Origin of the sequence: Micromonospora sp. KC213 (assembly GCF_004348325.1) — a bacterium.
In the GTDB taxonomy this organism is placed as follows: domain Bacteria; phylum Actinomycetota; class Actinomycetes; order Mycobacteriales; family Micromonosporaceae; genus Micromonospora.
In genome coordinates, this window is record NZ_SMKF01000023.1 from 32,740 (window position 1) to 47,435 (window position 14,696).

Here is a 14,696-nt window from a genome sequence, read left to right on the forward strand (position 1 = left end):
GAGGAAACCAGGTGATCGACATCGGGTTCGGGCCGCAGGTCTGCGCTGATCTGGCCACCGGGACGACCCGGGAGTGGCTGGTGCCGGACGGTCTCGGCGGGTACGCCATGGGTACGGTGAGCGGGTTGCGGACCCGCCGCTACCACGGCCTGCTGGTGACCTCCGGGGAGACCCCGGCCGCCCGGAAGGTGGGGCTGGTCAGCCTGGACCCGGCGGTGCTGCTGCCCTCCGGCGCGCGGGTGCGCCTCGGGGTGCACGAGTGGTCCTCCCGGGTGGTCGACCCGCGCGGCTTCGAGCTGCTGGAACGCTTCGACCTGGTCGACGGGCTGCCCCGCTGGCGGTGGCGGATCGGTGACGTGGTGATCGAGCGGGAGATCGCCATGCTGCCCGGCCGGTCCTGCGTGGCGGTGGTGCACCGGCTGGTCGCGGGCGGGCCGGTTCGGCTGGAACTGAGCGCGGCGTGCACCTGGCGGGACGCGCACGGCGAACGGCGGGCCGACGGTCCGCCGTTGCGGATGGAGCCGGTCGACGACGGCGCGGTGGTCGAGGGCGCGTACCGGCTCTCCGGGCCGGACTGGCGGCCGGAGGGGCAGTGGTGGCTGGGGGTGCGCCACCGCGAGGAGGCGGCCCGGGGCCTGCACCCGGAGGAGGACCTGTGGTACGCGGGCCGCTTCGCCGGGGCGCTGGAGCGGCCCGGCGACACGGTGTCGGTACGGGCCTGGGCGCAGGATCTCGGCTCGGAGCCGCCACCGGCGACCGAGGTGGTCGAGGCCGCCCGGCGGCGTAACCGGCAGGTGGTGGCCGCGGCCCGGCCGGCCGACGACGTCGGTGCCACCCTCGCGCTGGCCGCCGACGCGTTCGTGGTGCGCACCGCCACGGGGCCGGACGTGGTGGCCGGGTACCCGTGGTTCGGCGCCTGGTCGCGGGACACGATGACCTCGTACGAGGGGCTGTTCCTCGGCACGGGTCGGGCCGACGAGGGGCGGGAGCTGCTGCGGTCGTACGCGGCGACGCTGTCGGAGGGGATGCTGGCGAACACCGCCGACACCGGGCGGGTGGAGTACAACACCGTCGACGCCACCCTGTGGTTCCTGCACGCGGTGAGCCGGCACGTCACCGTCACCGGCGACACGGATCTCGGTGACGAGCTGCTGCCGGCGCTGCACGAGGTGGTCCGGGCGCACGTGGTTGGCACCCGGTACGGCATCGGGGTCGACCCGGCCGATGGGTTGATCACCCAGGGCGGCACCCCGGGTGCCGCCCTGACCTGGATGGATGCCCGGGTGTACGGGGTGCCGGTGACCCCGCGTACCGGCAAACCGGTGGAGGTCAACGCGCTCTGGGTGAGCGGGCTGGCCGGCCTGGCGGAGCTGACCGAGCTGGCCGGCGGGGACGCCGCCGAGCTGTGGCGGCTGCACGCCCGGGCCGAGGAGGCGTTCGGCAAGCGGTTCCCGGCATCGACCGGCTGGTTGCACGACGTGGTGGACGCGCCGGCCCCGGCGTACCCGCTGGGCGGGGCGGCGCACCACGACGACGACCTGCTCCGGCCGAACCAGTTGCTGGCCTGGTCGCTGCCGTACGCCCCGCTTGCGCCGGAGCCGGCGGTGCTGCGCCGACTGGCGGCCGGGCTGGCCACGCCGTTGGGGCCGCGCAGCCTCTCCCCCGACTGTCCGGAGTTCGCGCCCCGGCACCGGGGCGGGCCGGCGGAACGGGACACCGCCTACCACCAGGGGACCGTCTGGCCGTGGCTGATCGGCCCGTTCGTCGACGCGTACCGGAAGGCCGGACTAGCCACCGATGACCTTTTGGTCGGACTTGTAGGCCATTTGGGGGAGTATGGCCTAGGATCGGTGAGTGAGACGGCTGACGGCACCGCGCCGCACGCCGCCACCGGTTGCCCGTTCCAGGCGTGGTCGGTGGCCGAGCTGCTGCGCGTCCGGAAAGCCGGATAGGCACGCGTTACACACCGGCAATCCCCACGTCTCCGCTGGTTAGCCACCAGTCGGCAGGATTGGCCCGAACCCGGGCCAGGGCGACGGCACCCCCTTCGGTGTCCATCCGCGCGTGTCCCGGACACAACTCAAAGGGGGCCGCATGTCACCTGACGCCGACGTGATCGACATCAACCCCGCCCGGCACCAGCGGGTGCTGATGCTCTCCTGGGAGTACCCGCCGGTGCTCGTCGGCGGACTCGGCCGCCACGTGCACGCCCTCTCCGTCGCCCTCGCCGCCGCCGGCCACGAGGTCACCGTCATCACCCGACACGCCGACGGCGCACCCCTGGAGGAATACGCCGACGGCGTACGCATCCTGCGCGCCCCCGAAGACCCCGTCACCTTCCCCCTCGCCACCAACACCCTCCTGGCCTGGACCATGGCCTTCAACCACACCCTCACCCGCACCGCCCTACGCGCCACCGACACCGGCACCTACGACGTCATCCACGCCCACGACTGGCTCGTCGCCCACACCGCCATCACCCTGCGCGAACACCTCGACATCCCCCTGGTCACCACCATCCACGCCACCGAAGCCGGCCGACACCAAGGCTGGCTACCCGACGAGATGAACCGCACCATCCACGGCGTCGAACACTGGCTGACCAGCGAATCCGGCCGAATCATCGCCTGCTCCGGCTACATGGGCCAAGAGGTCGGCGCGCTGTTCGGGGTAAACGCCGACCGCATCGACGTGGTGCCCAACGGCGTCGAACCGCAGCGCTGGCGGGTGCCCTCCTCGGCGGTCGCCTCGGCCCGGGCCCGCTTCGCCGGCGACGGCCCACTGGTCACCTTCGCCGGCCGGCTGGTGTACGAGAAGGGCGTGCAGCACCTGCTCGCCGGTTTGCCCCGGCTGCGGGAGCGGCACCCGGGGCTGCGCGCGGTGATCGTCGGTGACGGCCCGTACCGGTCGGTGCTGGAGGCCGAGGTGCACCGGCTCGGCCTCGGGGGCATGGTCAGCATGCCCGGCTTCCTCGGCGGCACCGACCTGCCCGCGGTGATGGCCGCCTCGGACTGCTTCGCGGTGCCGAGCATCTACGAGCCGTTCGGCATGGTCGCGCTGGAGGGCGCCGCCGCCGGAGCACCCCTGGCGGTGGCCCGCACCGGCGGGCTGGCCGAGATCGTCGAGCCCGGCGTCACGGGAGTGACCTTCGCCCCGCAGGACCCCGACGGGCTCAGCGAGGCCGTCGACGCGCTGCTGTCGGACCGGGACCGGGCCCGGCTGCTCGCCCGCCGGGCCCGGGACATGGTCCGCGAGCAGTACGGCTGGTCGGCCATCGCCCATCGGACCGCGGCCAGTTACGCCGCGGCGATCGCCGGGGACTCGGCCTTCACGGCAGCCCGGGCCGAGCTGCGGATGACCGTCGGCCGGACCGTCGCGCCGACCCCGCAGGGCAACCTGCTCGCCGCCGCCGGCCTGCGCTGACCGCCCGCGGGGTCGACCGGTCCCGCCGGTCGGGCCGGTTGGCCGGGCGGGGTGGACTCCGATTGCGGCAGGTGGGTGGATCAGCGCCCGGGGAGGGCGCACTTCGGCGCAACCGGAGTCGATCACACCGAACGACACAGCCGCCGGCCCAGCGGGCCGGCGGCTGTGTCGGGTGCGGACCGGGTGGGGTCAGCGCTCGGAGATCGGGGCGTAGTCCCGCTCGGCGGCGCCGGTGTAGAGCTGCCGCGGCCGGCCGATCTTGGTCTCCGGGTCGTTGATCATCTCGCGCCACTGGGCGATCCAGCCGGGCAGCCGACCCAGGGCGAACAGCACCGTGAACATCTTGGTCGGGAAGCCCATGGCCTTGTAGATCAGGCCGGTGTAGAAGTCCACGTTCGGGTAGAGCCTGCGGGAGACGAAGAAGTCGTCGGCGAGCGCGATCTCCTCCAACTGCACCGCGATGTCCAGCAGCGGGTCCGGCTTGGCCATCCGGCCCAGCACGTCCTGGGCGGCCTTCTTCACGATGGCGGCGCGCGGGTCGTAGTTCTTGTAGACCCGGTGGCCGAAGCCCATCAGCTTGACGCCGTCCTGCTTGTCCTTCACCTTCCGGACGAATGCCTGCACGTCGCCGCCGTCGGCGGCGATCTTCTCCAGCATCTCCAGCACGGCCTGGTTCGCGCCGCCGTGCAGGGGCCCGAACAGGGCGTTCACGCCCGCCGAGACCGAGGCGAAGAGGTTGGCGTTGCTGGAGCCGACCAGCCGTACCGTGGAGGTCGAACAGTTCTGCTCGTGGTCGGCGTGCAGCACGAACAACATGTCCAGCACCCGGGCCATCACCGGGTCGACCTCGTACGGCTCCGCCGGCACACCGAAGGTCAACCGCAGGAAGTTCTCCACGTAGCCCAGCGCGTTGTCCGGGTACAGCAGCGGCTGCCCGATCGCCTTCTTGTAGGCGTACGAGGCGATGGTGGGGACCTTCGCCATCAGCCGTACCGTGGACATCTCCACGTGCCCGGAGTCGAACGGGTCCAGACTGTCCTGGTAGAAGGTGGAGATGGCGCTGACGGCCGAGGAGAGCACGGCCATCGGGTGCGCCTCGCGCGGGAAGCCGTCGAAGAACCGGCGCATCTCCTCGTGCAGCAGCGAGTGCCGGCGGATCCGCTCGCTGAAGTCGGTCAGCTGCTGCTGGGTCGGCAGCTCGCCGTAGATGAGCAGATAGGAGACCTCCAGAAAGGAACTCTTCTCGGCCAGTTGCTCGATCGGGTAGCCGCGGTACCGCAGGATGCCCGCGTCGCCGTCGATGTAGGTGATCGCGGACGAACAGGACGCGGTGTTGACGAAGCCGGGATCGTAGGTGGTCATCCCGGTTTCCTTCAGCAGCTTGCTCACCCCGATGCCCGAGGGGCCCTCGACCGCGTCGTTCACCGGCATCGAGAGCTGCCCACCGGGGTGATCGAGCTTGACTTCCGACATGTGGTTCCTCGCTTCGCCGGCGAATCTTCCTTGAATTGCCTTCGCTTCTACCGTATTCGCGGCTTCCGGGACACCGCCCGTCGTGGGTCGGTGGTGAGGTATGCGTCACCTCATTCCCGACCCGAAGGATCGGAAACCCTGGTCGGTACGGGCGAATCCGACGATGACGGACGTCGGGGAGGAAGGGATCAGTCGACTGCCAACCGGCGCAGGCCGCCGCCGTCGGGATCGATCCGGTACAGGTCCAGCCGGTTGGCGCCGGCCCGGAACAGGTGGTCGTCGGGGAGGAAGGCGGCGAAGCGGCGACCCCCCTCGTCCTGCGGCACCGCGGGCACCACCGCGCCGATCGTGCCGTTGACCGCGACCGCGAGCAGCGTACCGTCGGGCACCTCGGGCGACACGCTGCCCCACACCAGGGCCGGCAGTTCGCCCGCGGCCGGATCGACGGCGTCGAAGGCCGCCCGGTTGTGCACCCGGGCCCGCCCGCCGATGGGACGCTGGGCGACCGTCGTGCCGAGCAGCGGATGCGGTTTCGGGCCCGGCGGTCGGGTCGGCAGCCCACCGCGCAGCGTCAACGGCTGCCCCGGCCGGTCGTAGAAGACCTTTTCGGTACGCTCGCGCGGCGCCTGCCGCGCCGACCTGCCGTCCATCTGCCAGGGGATCCGCACGTGCACCTCGTCGGCGATCGTGGGCAGCAGGTCGACGTGCTCCCAGTTGCGGTCGTCGACCCGGCCCGCCCGCTGGCCGGGCGTCTTCACGAACGTCGGCACCCAGGCCACCTCGCCGGCGGCGTGGTTGATCGCCCCCAACCCGCGCCCCTGCCAGTCACGCTGGAAGCTGACCCCGTGGTCGGCGGTGAGCACGAGCAGTGACCGGTCGTACAGGCCGGTGGCGCGCAGCGTCCGGAGCGTCTCGCCGACCAGCCGGTCGGTGTATGCCAGTTGGGCCAGGTGCCGGGCCCGGGCCAGTTCGGCCCAGCCGGCACCCTGGTTGGACAGGTCCTCCGGGGCTTCGTAGCGGGCCCCCGACGGCAGGTACACCCACGGCGCGTGCGGCATCAACAGATGCAGGAAGTGCAGGGTGGGGCGGCTGGACGCACGCAGCCCGGCCAGGAAGCGGGTGAACCGGGCGGGCTGGTTGTCGTCCAGGCTGTCCCAACGGAACTTCGGGTCGTCCGGGACCGGCTCGGCGGCGTCCAGACCGGCCTCGGCCGCGGTCCGTTCCCGGTAGGACTCCTGCGGATCGACCCGGCTGTCCACCGGAGCGGCCAGGCGACGCAGCAGCTTGCCGCTCTCCCGTACCAGTACACCCAGGCCGTGCTCCGGGGTGACCGGCTGGTCGCAACGACTCGGTGGGCAGAGTCGGGTGATGCTCTCCTCGGCACGGATGTCGTACAGGCCGCCGAGGGCGGTGAAGAGGTTGTCCGGGTACTGCGCGTAGTGCGGGGCGTACGACTGGGCCGGATAGCGGCCGGTGAGCATGGCCGGCAGCGCGTACGGCGTCCAACCGCTGACCCCGGTGGCGTTGCGGTACCAGGTCGAGCCGGCCGCCAGCTCGGCGAAGTGCGGATAGCGGGTGGCGTCGATCCGGCCGTCCGGGCCGAGCAGGGAGACCAGCGGCAGTTCGTCGAGGACGATCAGCACCACCGGCGGGTGCTCCCCCGGCCCGACCACCCCGGCCGCCCCGCTGTGCGCCCGGGGCAGCACCACCGCCGAGGCGGGCGAGGCGAACAGGAACAGCGCCACGAAGACCGGCGGGCCGATCGCGGCGACCCGCAGCACCCGCCCGGCCGCCCGCCACCGTCGGTACGCCGCCGCCCCGGCGACGCCGGCCACCCCGGCGGCCACCAGCAGTGGCGCCCCACGCAGCGGCGTGACCTGCCGGCCGACCTGCACGGCGAGCGCGGCGAGCAGGAGCCCCACGACGGCGGTGTGCGCCACCGTCCGGGCCCGTACGCCGGCCAGCCGGGTGGCCAGGCCGAACGCGGCGACCAGCACGGTGGGCAGGACGGCGATCAACCCCACCAGCACCAGCACGTCGCCGGGCGCTGCCCGGTGGAACAGGAAGAAGTCCGGGCTGCGGCCGAGCACGTCGAGCAGCGGCTGGGTGACCACCAGCCCCACCAGGGCGCTCACCTCCAGCAGCCGGCGCAGCTCGGCCCGCCAGCCGCCCGGCGACGGTGGCGGCTGCCCCGGCCGTACGTCGGCCGGGCACGGCGGCGCGGCGGCGGTGAGGGTACGGTCAGCCACCCGCGACCACCTGGTAGAGCGTGCGGGTGCCCGAGGGCAGCTCCCGCTGGCGCTCGACCCGGCAGTGCGCGGCGAGCAGCCGCTCGAAGACGTCGCGGCGGTACTCGGGGAAGAGGCCGTCCGGCTTGTTGGCCAGCAGCCGGCGTGCCATGGGGTCGTCGGGATGAACGAACTCCACCACCAGCCGGCCGCCGGGGCGCAGGAAGCCGAGGAGCTGGTCGACGACCTGGCCCAGCGGGACGTTGCGGCCGATGGCCAGGTGGTGCACCACGGCGAGGGCGAGCACCACGTCGGCGTGGGCCCGGGTGGCGAAACCGGCCCGTTCGACGCCACCCCACCCGCCGCCCGGGGACGGGTCGGCCAGGTCCATCACCAGCGGCAGGATCCGTCGGTCGCCCTCGGCGCGCAGCGCCCCGTACAGGGCGTCGGCCACCGCCGGGTCCTGTTCGACGGCGACCACCGCGGCGGCGTGGCCGGCGGCGATCCGGGCGTACCGGCCGTCGTTGGCGCCGAGGTCGAGCACCAGGCAAGGGGTGCCGGCGGCCTGCACCGCCGTCTCGACGAAGTGTTCCTTCTCCGCCCGGTCCTGGGCGCTGTAGCTGCAGGTGCGTTGGTAGTCCACCCAGTGGCTGGGCTTCTCGCGCCGGTCCAGGCGGTGGACCAGCTTCTCCAGGCCCCGGACGGTGGCCAGTGCCAGCTCGCGGGAGTAGCCGGCGGAGCGGAGCTGGGCGCGCACGTCGACGCTGCTCGCCCGGGCGTGGCGCTGCTGCATCGCGCCGTGCAGGTGGACGTGGGTCGGCACGCCGGGCAGCAGGCGCCGGACGCCGCGGAAGAGGCGGCGCATCTGGTCGGGCTCGATGCCGTCGACCCGGGACCGCAGCCAGGGCTGGAAGTCCAGGCCGAGATGGGCCTGGAGCAGCAGCGGGTAGAGCAGGGTCTGGCAGAACTGCCGGTAGCCGGCCCACGGTTCGCCGTCGACCAGCGGCGTGAAGGAGCCGACGTCGATGAAGACCGGACTGGCCCCCCGCCACTGCAGGTTGTACGCCGAACCGTCCTTGGTGGTGAAGCCGGCCGGCAACGCCCGGCGCAGGATCTCCAGGTGTAGCAGCGCCGCGTCGCGGAGCATGCCGAACGACCACTCGTACGGGTGGGAGACGAACGGGATGCGCTCGTGGCGCAGCACAGCGGCCCAGCCGGGCAGCACCGCCGGTTCGACCTGCTCGGTGCCGCACACCTTGCCCTCGGCGAGCAGCCCGGTGAAGAACGTGCTGTCGGCCAGTGCGGCCCAGTGGCGGGCGGCCTGCGGGTCGAGCCCACGCAACACCTGCCCGGCGGCGTGGAACACCCGGTTCGCCGGGTCGCGGAAGGAGCCGGGATCGGCCCGGATCCCGAGGTCGGAGCTGGTCATCGGTGAGGCTTTCAGCCGCGGTCGGTGGGCTGCCGCCGGAAGCGGTCAACCAGCCGGCGCCAGTAGAGCTTGCCGGCGACGGCCGCCCCGGCGACCCCGCCGACGACCGCCTGCACGATCAGGCTGCCGGATCCCGCGTCCAGGTAGGCCAGGTGCATCACCAACCGCTCCCTTCCTTCGCCGTTGTCATCCCGGCATCAGGCACGCCTGTATGCGGCATTTAGACCGTTGACGCCGGAGTTGTTCCTTTCCACCGTACGTGGTCGGCGGCTCCCGCGGGGCCACACCGGCCACCGTCCGACCGATTCGTTCAGGACGCCCGTCGACACACCGGCCTGCGGGCAGCGGTACGCGGTGCGGCACCAACCGGACGGCTTTCGGCGGCGGCACGCCGGCGCCCCCGCAGCCGCCGCCAGGGCGCCAGTCAACCAGGCAGCAACCGGGTGGGTGGGACGCCGGCCAACTCGCGAACGTCGCGGGTGAGGTGGGCCTGGTCGGCGTACCCGCTGCGGGCCGCCACGTCGGCCCACGGGACACCGGCGCGGGCCAGCGCCAACGCCCGGCGCATCCGCAGGATGCGGGCGAGGGTCTTCGGGCCGTACCCGAAGAGGGCCTGACTGCGCCGGTGCAGGGCCCGCGGGCCGAGGCCGACATCGGCGGCGGTCGCGGCGACGCTCGCCCCGGCGGCGAGCGAGGCGGCGATCCGGCAGCCCATCGGGTCCGGCCCACCCGCGGCGACCAGCCGGTCGACGGCCACGGACTCCAACGCGGCGGCGCTCGGCCGGTCGCCCAGCCGCTCGGCGGCCTCGCCCGCCGCCCGGCCCCAGAGCGCGTCGAGCGGCACCCGGCGGTCCCGTAGCACGTCGGCGGGGACGCCGAAAACCGCCGGGCCGGTGCCGGGCGGCAGGCGCAGGCCCAGCCACCGCTCCCCCGGCACACAGCGGGGGATGTGGGCCGTCCGGTCCGGCCCCGCCACCAGCAGCCCGGACCGACGTGACCAGAGCAGATCCAGACAGCCGTCCGGCAGCACCCTGATCGGCGCCGCACCCGGACGGCTCCGGCTGGCCCACATCACCGCACCGGCGATCCGGCCGGCTCGACACTCCCGGTACACGCCGCCCACCCTGCCACGGCCCCACGACGGCCGACCGCGCCGGCACGGGGACGAGGGTCAGGGCAGGGGATGTCCGGCTCCGGGCAGGCGAACCGTGAAGACGGTGTGCCCGGGCCGGCTCCGGACCTGGACGCTTCCGCGGTGCGCCTCCACCACCGCCGCCACGATCGCCAGGCCGAGCCCGGTGCTGCCGTGCTCACGGGACCGGGAACTGTCCGCCCGGGCGAAGCGCTCGAACACCTCGTCCTGCAACTGCGGTGGGATGCCCGGTCCGTCGTCGGCGACGCTGATCTCCACGCCGTCGGCCACGGCTGCCAGCCGGGTGGTGACCGTGGTGCCGGGCGGGGTGTGCACCCGTGCGTTGGCCAGCAGGTTCGCCACCACCTGGTGCAGCCTGGTGGCGTCGCCGGGCACCTGCAGCGCCTCGTCGGGAAGGTCGAGCTGCCAGCGGTGCTGCGGCCCGGCGGCGTGCGCGTCGCTGACCGCGTCGAGGATCAACGCGGTCAGCTCGACCGGTTCGACCGCGAGGGGCCGACCCGAGTCCAGGCGGGCGAGCAGCAGCAGGTCGTCGACGAGCCCGGTCATCCGGGTGCTGGCCGACTCGACCCGGCGAAGCGCGTGGGCGACGTCCGGCGGCACCTGGTCCCGGCCGCGCCGGGCGAGCTCGGCGTAGCCGCGGATCGCGGCCAGCGGGGTACGCAGCTCGTGGCTGGCGTCGGCGACGAACTGGCGTACCCGGGTCTCGCTGGCCTGCCGGGCGGCCAACGCGTCGGCGACGTGCCCCAGCATCCGGTTGAGCGCCGCCCCCACCTGCCCGACCTCGGTGCGCGGGTCGGTGTCGGCCTCGGGCACCCGCACCGACAGGGCGACCTCACCCCGGTCCAGCGGCAACTCGGCGACCCGGGCCGCGGTGGCGGCGACCCGGTTCAGTGGGCGCAGCGTGGCGCGCACGATGAGCAGCCCCAGGCCGCCGGCGACGAGCAGCCCGGCGGTGGCGATGGCAGCCTGGGCCGCGACCATCTGCCGGACCAGCTCCTGCACCCCGGCCAGTGGGATCGCGAAGACCAGCACGTCGCCGCCGGTCAGCGGCCGGGCGACCGCCCGGTAGTCGCCCCGGTCGCCGAGGTCGACGGTGTGCGGCCGTCCATCGGTGGGCAGGGTGGCCAGCGCGGCGACCTGGTCGGCGGCGACGGCCTCGGCGGGGCCGCTCGGGGTACGGATGCGCGCGGACGCGACGGCACCACCGGCAACCCGCGCGGTGATCGACTCGGCGGGAAACCCGGGTGGCGGGTCGGGTCGAAGCTGCCACGGCGATGAATCCGGCTTCGGTGCCTCGCCCCGTGGGCGGTTCCACGGAAACGGCCCGCCGCGCGGCCGGTCACCCTGGGCGAGCTGGTTGTCGACCTGTTCAACCAGAAACTGGCGCAACGCCACCGTGGTCAGCCCGCCGATGCCGATGCTGACCAGGGCGAGCAGCGCCACCACCGCCAGCACCAGCCGGCGGCGCAACGACCAGCCGGCCGGTACCCGGCGCCACCGGCCGATCAGGTCACTCCGCGGGCTTGAGGACATACCCGGCGCCGCGCAACGTGTGGATCATCGGGGGCCGGCCGACGTCGATCTTCTTTCGCAGGTACGAGATGTACAGCTCCACGACGTTGGCCTGCCCGCCGAAGTCGTAGTTCCAGACCCGGTCGAGAATCTGCGCCTTGCTCAGCACCCGGCGTGGGTTGCGCATCAGGTACCGCAGCAGCTCGAACTCGGTGGCGGTGAGGGTGACCAGGTCACCGCCGCGGCGTACCTCGTGGCTGTCCTCGTCGAGGCTGAGATCACCGACGGTGAGCACCGCTTCCTCACGGCTGGCGATCGCGAAGCCGGACCGGCGCAGCAGGGCGCGCAGCCGGGCGATCACCTCCTCCAGGCTGAACGGCTTGGTGACGTAGTCGTCGCCGCCCACAGTCAGCCCCGCGACGCGGTCCTCCACCGCGTCCCGGGCGGTCAGGAAGAGCACCGGCACGGTCGGGGCCTGCTCGCGCAGCCGCCGCAGCACCTGGAAGCCGTCCAGGTCGGGCAGCATCACGTCGAGCACCACCGCGTCGGGCTGGAACTGCCGGGCCGCGCTCACCGCGGCCATCCCGCCGCCGGCGCTGCGCACCTTCCAGCCCTCGTAGCGCAGCGCCATCGCCAGCAGGTCGGTCAGCGTCGGCTCGTCGTCGACCACCAGCACCCGAACCGGCCCGCCGTCGGGGCGACGCAGTTCGATCCGGTGCCGTGCTGCCTGCCCTTCCATCACCATGTCCCCATCGTGCGTGGCGCGGCTTGCGCCGGCCTGTGGCTATCCTGTGCGCCCGCTGTGCGATCAGGATGGCCCGGTCGCGCCGGACGGCGCTACCCGCCGACGCACAGGGGGTCCGGACGGCGCTACTCGCCGACGCCAAGAGGGTCCGGACGGCGCTACTCGCCGACGCCAAGAGGGTCCGGACGGCGCTACTCGCCGACGCCAAGAGGGTAGGTGCGCACGAAACGCATGGTCCACGGGCCGGTGCCGGCGCGGGCCTGCCGGGCGTAGAGGTGGTCCGGGCCGGCACCGCCGGCCGGCTGGTCGCCGTCCGGGTGCCGCAGGATCCACTGGGCGGGCGGCTCGCCGTCAGCGTCCGCGGGTAGCTCGCGGAGCAGCCCGTCGGCCGGCCCACCGACGAAGCGTACGGCCACCTCATCCATCCGTGCCCCCTGTCCCGCGCCCGCCTCGGCCAGGTAGGCCGGGTGCCCCGGCTGGCAAGGTACCGCACGGCGTGTTCCGGGCGGGGGATGCTGAGGAAGAAGGTTTGTCCAGCTCGCGCCCAGGGTACCGGCTGCGGAACGCCGACCGCGGAACACGTGACGAGGCACGAGACGGACGGGAGCGGGTCGATGAGGACGCTGGCCGGGCGGTACGAGCTCGAACAGCGCATCGGCGTGGGCGGCATGTCCGAGGTGTGGCGCGCGCACGACCTGGTGCTGGACCGGCCGGTGGCGGTGAAGCTGATATCGCCCGAGCGGCACGGCGAGGAGAGTTCGGTGGCGCGGATCCGGGCCGAGGCGCGCTCGGCGGCCCGCCTGGTGCACCCCAACGTGGCCAGCGTGCACGACTTCGGCACCGCCTCCACGCCGGACGGGCAGGAGGCACCGTACCTGGTGATGGAGTTGGCCGAGGGAGAGACGCTCGCCGCGCACCTGCGCCACGGGCCGCTGGACTGGCGCATCGCGGTGCGGGTCTGCGCCGAGGTCGCGGCGGCGCTGGCGGCCGCGCACGCGCACGGCATCGTGCACCGCGACGTCAAACCCGCCAACGTCATGCTGACCCCGTGCGGGGTCAAGGTTCTCGACTTCGGCATCGCCACGCCGGCCGGCGCGGCCGACGAGGCCCCGGACGGGATGGTGGTGGGCACGCCGGCGTACCTGGCTCCGGAGCAGTTCGACCGGCAGCCGGCCACCCCCGCCGCCGACATGTACGCACTCGGCGTCCTGCTCTACTACGGGCTCACCGGACGGCTGCCGTACGCGGCCGGTACGACCGCGACCCAACTGGTCGGGGCCCGCCGTCGGGTGGTGCCCGAGCCGCTGCCGCCGGTCGAGGGGCTGCCTGCGGAGGTCGCCGACCTGTGCCGATGCTGCCTGGCCGAGAATCCGACCCGCCGGCCGACCAGCCTGATGGCCGCGTTGCTGCTGGCCGAGGCAGTGGACGCCCGGGTGTACGTGCCGATGCTGGCCTCGGTGCCCCGGCCCCGTTCCGCGCCGATTTCGCCGTGGAGCCAGCGGGCCGCCACCGAGGTCACCGAGGCGGTCGCCCTCGACGAGCGGTCCCGTCCGACCTGAGCCGCGCGTCGGCGGTGCGTTTCACCGGATCGAGGTCGGGAACGCCGGCCGGTGAGTGACGGGAGGAACGCCATGCCGGATCCGAGTTCCTGGCTGCACGAGGCCACCGCGACCGCGGGCGGCGGTCATGTCCGCACCGAGGACGGCGGCTTGTCCACGGCGCTGGCGTCACCGCTGGCGCCGCACTGCACGGGCCTGACGCCGGAGCAGTTGTTGGCCGCCGCGTTCGCCTCCTGCCTGCACCACGCGGCGGTGGAGGTGGCCGGGGAGATCACCGACGAGGCGCACACCGTCCAGGTCACCGCCGAGGCGAAGCTCGGCCGCGACGACGACGGCCGCTACCACGCCGATGTGCGTGCGTCGATCTCGTCGGCGGGGCTGAGCCGCGAGCAGTTGGCCGATCTGGTCGCGCACGCCGACCGGATCTGGCCCTTCTCCAGCGGGGACGCCAGCCGGCACCGGTTGACGGTGACGCCCGCCGACAACGGCCGGCGCTGAGGCAGCGGTCACCGCGCCGACGGCCGGGGCTGCCGGCCGTCGGCCCGCGGGCGGGTGGGACATCGGCGCCCCCGGCCGGCGGACACCCATTCGCCGGTACGGACCGACCAGTTCACCCGAACGGAGGAGGGTGTCGAGCCGGGCGTCCGGCAGCGGAAACCCTCGGCAATCGGTCTAGATAAAGAGGGAAATATACGACAGATGGCAACTGCGTCATAGGTTGCCTTCGTGGTGAGGCACGGTAATTGCCCACCCTGATCATGGCAAACTGTGGCGCATGCCACCAATAGCCCCGGTGGCAGCCGGCGTTGAGGTCTCTAGCCTCGGCGAGTGCCTGCCGACCACTCCCCTGAGCAGCAGCAGACCCATACCCGCAGGGTTACCCGTCCGGCCGACGCCCCATCCAACGAACGGAGGATCGGCCGACACCGGGCCCCGGAACCGCCCCGACGCGGCGCCCGCGCCCTGCTGACGGCCGTTCCCGTCCGGCTCGCCCTCGCCGGCGGCGTGACCTGCTGCCTGGGCCTAGTGGTGTACGCCGGCGGCGACGACGGCGACCAGCGCGCGGAGCCGGTCCGCGAGATGCTCGCCGACCGCGCCCTGGCCGACGAGCGGGCGTCCCGCTCCCGGGAGCGGGACGCCTCCCCGCTCAACCTCCCGGCCACCGGCCCGCCAC

The 14,696-nt window shown here is 73.5% G+C and carries 12 protein-coding genes and 1 pseudogene; 5 read left to right on the top strand and 8 right to left on the bottom strand.

All coding sequences use genetic code 11. The annotated features are described in order from the left end of the window. Positions 1 to 11: 11 nt before the first annotated feature. Both E1166_RS08195 and E1166_RS08200 read left to right on the top strand, forming a co-directional pair. Positions 12 to 1,952: an amylo-alpha-1,6-glucosidase gene (locus tag E1166_RS08195; protein ID WP_132337199.1), complete on the top strand. Its 1,941-nt coding sequence runs from the start codon at positions 12 to 14 to the stop codon at positions 1,950 to 1,952. Between the two features lie 142 nt (positions 1,953 to 2,094). Further along, positions 2,095 to 3,423 carry a glycosyltransferase family 4 protein gene (locus tag E1166_RS08200; protein WP_132337201.1) on the top strand — a complete coding sequence of 443 codons (1,329 nt, stop codon included), beginning with the start codon at positions 2,095 to 2,097 and terminating at the stop codon, positions 3,421 to 3,423. Positions 3,424 to 3,612: 189 nt separating this feature from the next. On the opposite strand, the gene E1166_RS08205 is transcribed toward E1166_RS08200, so the two are convergent. From E1166_RS08205 to E1166_RS08235, 8 genes are all read right to left on the bottom strand, one after another. Then, entirely contained in the window at positions 3,613 to 4,896 is a 1,284-nt protein-coding gene (locus E1166_RS08205) for a citrate synthase (RefSeq protein WP_132337203.1), read from the bottom strand. A 188-nt stretch (positions 4,897 to 5,084) separates the two neighbouring features. Continuing rightward, complete coding sequence (locus tag E1166_RS08210; protein ID WP_132337205.1) at positions 5,085 to 7,145, bottom strand: sulfatase-like hydrolase/transferase; 2,061 nt, start codon at positions 7,143 to 7,145, stop codon at positions 5,085 to 5,087. After that, positions 7,138 to 8,553 (bottom strand): methyltransferase domain-containing protein, encoded by a 1,416-nt coding sequence (locus E1166_RS08215; protein WP_132337207.1) that lies wholly within the window; start codon positions 8,551 to 8,553, stop codon positions 7,138 to 7,140. Before E1166_RS08215 ends, E1166_RS08210 begins: the two co-directional genes overlap by 8 nt. 11 nt (positions 8,554 to 8,564) lie before the next feature. Continuing rightward, positions 8,565 to 8,714, bottom strand: coding sequence for a hypothetical protein (locus E1166_RS30810; protein WP_165942536.1), 150 nt, complete (start codon positions 8,712 to 8,714; stop codon positions 8,565 to 8,567). A gap of 263 nt (positions 8,715 to 8,977) precedes the next feature. Further along, positions 8,978 to 9,667, bottom strand: coding sequence for a helix-turn-helix domain-containing protein (locus tag E1166_RS08220; protein ID WP_132337209.1), 690 nt, complete (start codon positions 9,665 to 9,667; stop codon positions 8,978 to 8,980). Positions 9,668 to 9,724: 57 nt separating this feature from the next. Next, entirely contained in the window at positions 9,725 to 11,239 is a 1,515-nt protein-coding gene (locus E1166_RS08225) for an ATP-binding protein (protein WP_132337211.1), read from the bottom strand. Further along, on the bottom strand, positions 11,217 to 11,957 hold the full coding sequence (locus E1166_RS08230; protein WP_132337219.1) for a response regulator transcription factor: 741 nt from the start codon (positions 11,955 to 11,957) through the stop codon (positions 11,217 to 11,219). The genes E1166_RS08225 and E1166_RS08230 overlap by 23 nt, the downstream gene beginning before the upstream one ends. A gap of 197 nt (positions 11,958 to 12,154) precedes the next feature. Next, positions 12,155 to 12,388: a hypothetical protein gene (locus E1166_RS08235; RefSeq protein ID WP_132337213.1), complete on the bottom strand. Its 234-nt coding sequence runs from the start codon at positions 12,386 to 12,388 to the stop codon at positions 12,155 to 12,157. 189 nt (positions 12,389 to 12,577) lie between these two features. Here E1166_RS08235 and E1166_RS08240 point away from each other — a divergent pair, with 189 nt between their 5' ends. The 3 genes and pseudogenes from E1166_RS08240 to E1166_RS08250 form a co-directional block, all read left to right on the top strand. Continuing rightward, complete coding sequence (locus E1166_RS08240; protein ID WP_132337215.1) at positions 12,578 to 13,522, top strand: serine/threonine-protein kinase; 945 nt, start codon at positions 12,578 to 12,580, stop codon at positions 13,520 to 13,522. A gap of 72 nt (positions 13,523 to 13,594) precedes the next feature. Then, on the top strand, positions 13,595 to 14,020 hold the full coding sequence (locus E1166_RS08245; protein WP_132262089.1) for an OsmC family protein: 426 nt from the start codon (positions 13,595 to 13,597) through the stop codon (positions 14,018 to 14,020). Positions 14,021 to 14,350: 330 nt separating this feature from the next. Continuing rightward, a pseudogene (locus E1166_RS08250) lies at positions 14,351 to 14,696 on the top strand (hypothetical protein); the annotation flags it as partial.

Coding starts and splice junctions, on each gene's coding strand:
- E1166_RS08235 (WP_132337213.1), bottom strand. CDS start 12,388: ATGGATGAGGTGGCCGTACGCTTCGTCGGTGGGCCGGCCGACGGGCTG.
- E1166_RS08215 (WP_132337207.1), bottom strand. CDS start 8,553: ATGACCAGCTCCGACCTCGGGATCCGGGCCGATCCCGGCTCCTTCCGC.
- E1166_RS08245 (WP_132262089.1), top strand. CDS start 13,595: ATGCCGGATCCGAGTTCCTGGCTGCACGAGGCCACCGCGACCGCGGGC.
- E1166_RS08240 (WP_132337215.1), top strand. CDS start 12,578: ATGAGGACGCTGGCCGGGCGGTACGAGCTCGAACAGCGCATCGGCGTG.
- E1166_RS08205 (WP_132337203.1), bottom strand. CDS start 4,896: ATGTCGGAAGTCAAGCTCGATCACCCCGGTGGGCAGCTCTCGATGCCG.
- E1166_RS08230 (WP_132337219.1), bottom strand. CDS start 11,957: ATGGAAGGGCAGGCAGCACGGCACCGGATCGAACTGCGTCGCCCCGAC.
- E1166_RS08200 (WP_132337201.1), top strand. CDS start 2,095: ATGTCACCTGACGCCGACGTGATCGACATCAACCCCGCCCGGCACCAG.
- E1166_RS08225 (WP_132337211.1), bottom strand. CDS start 11,239: ATGTCCTCAAGCCCGCGGAGTGACCTGATCGGCCGGTGGCGCCGGGTA.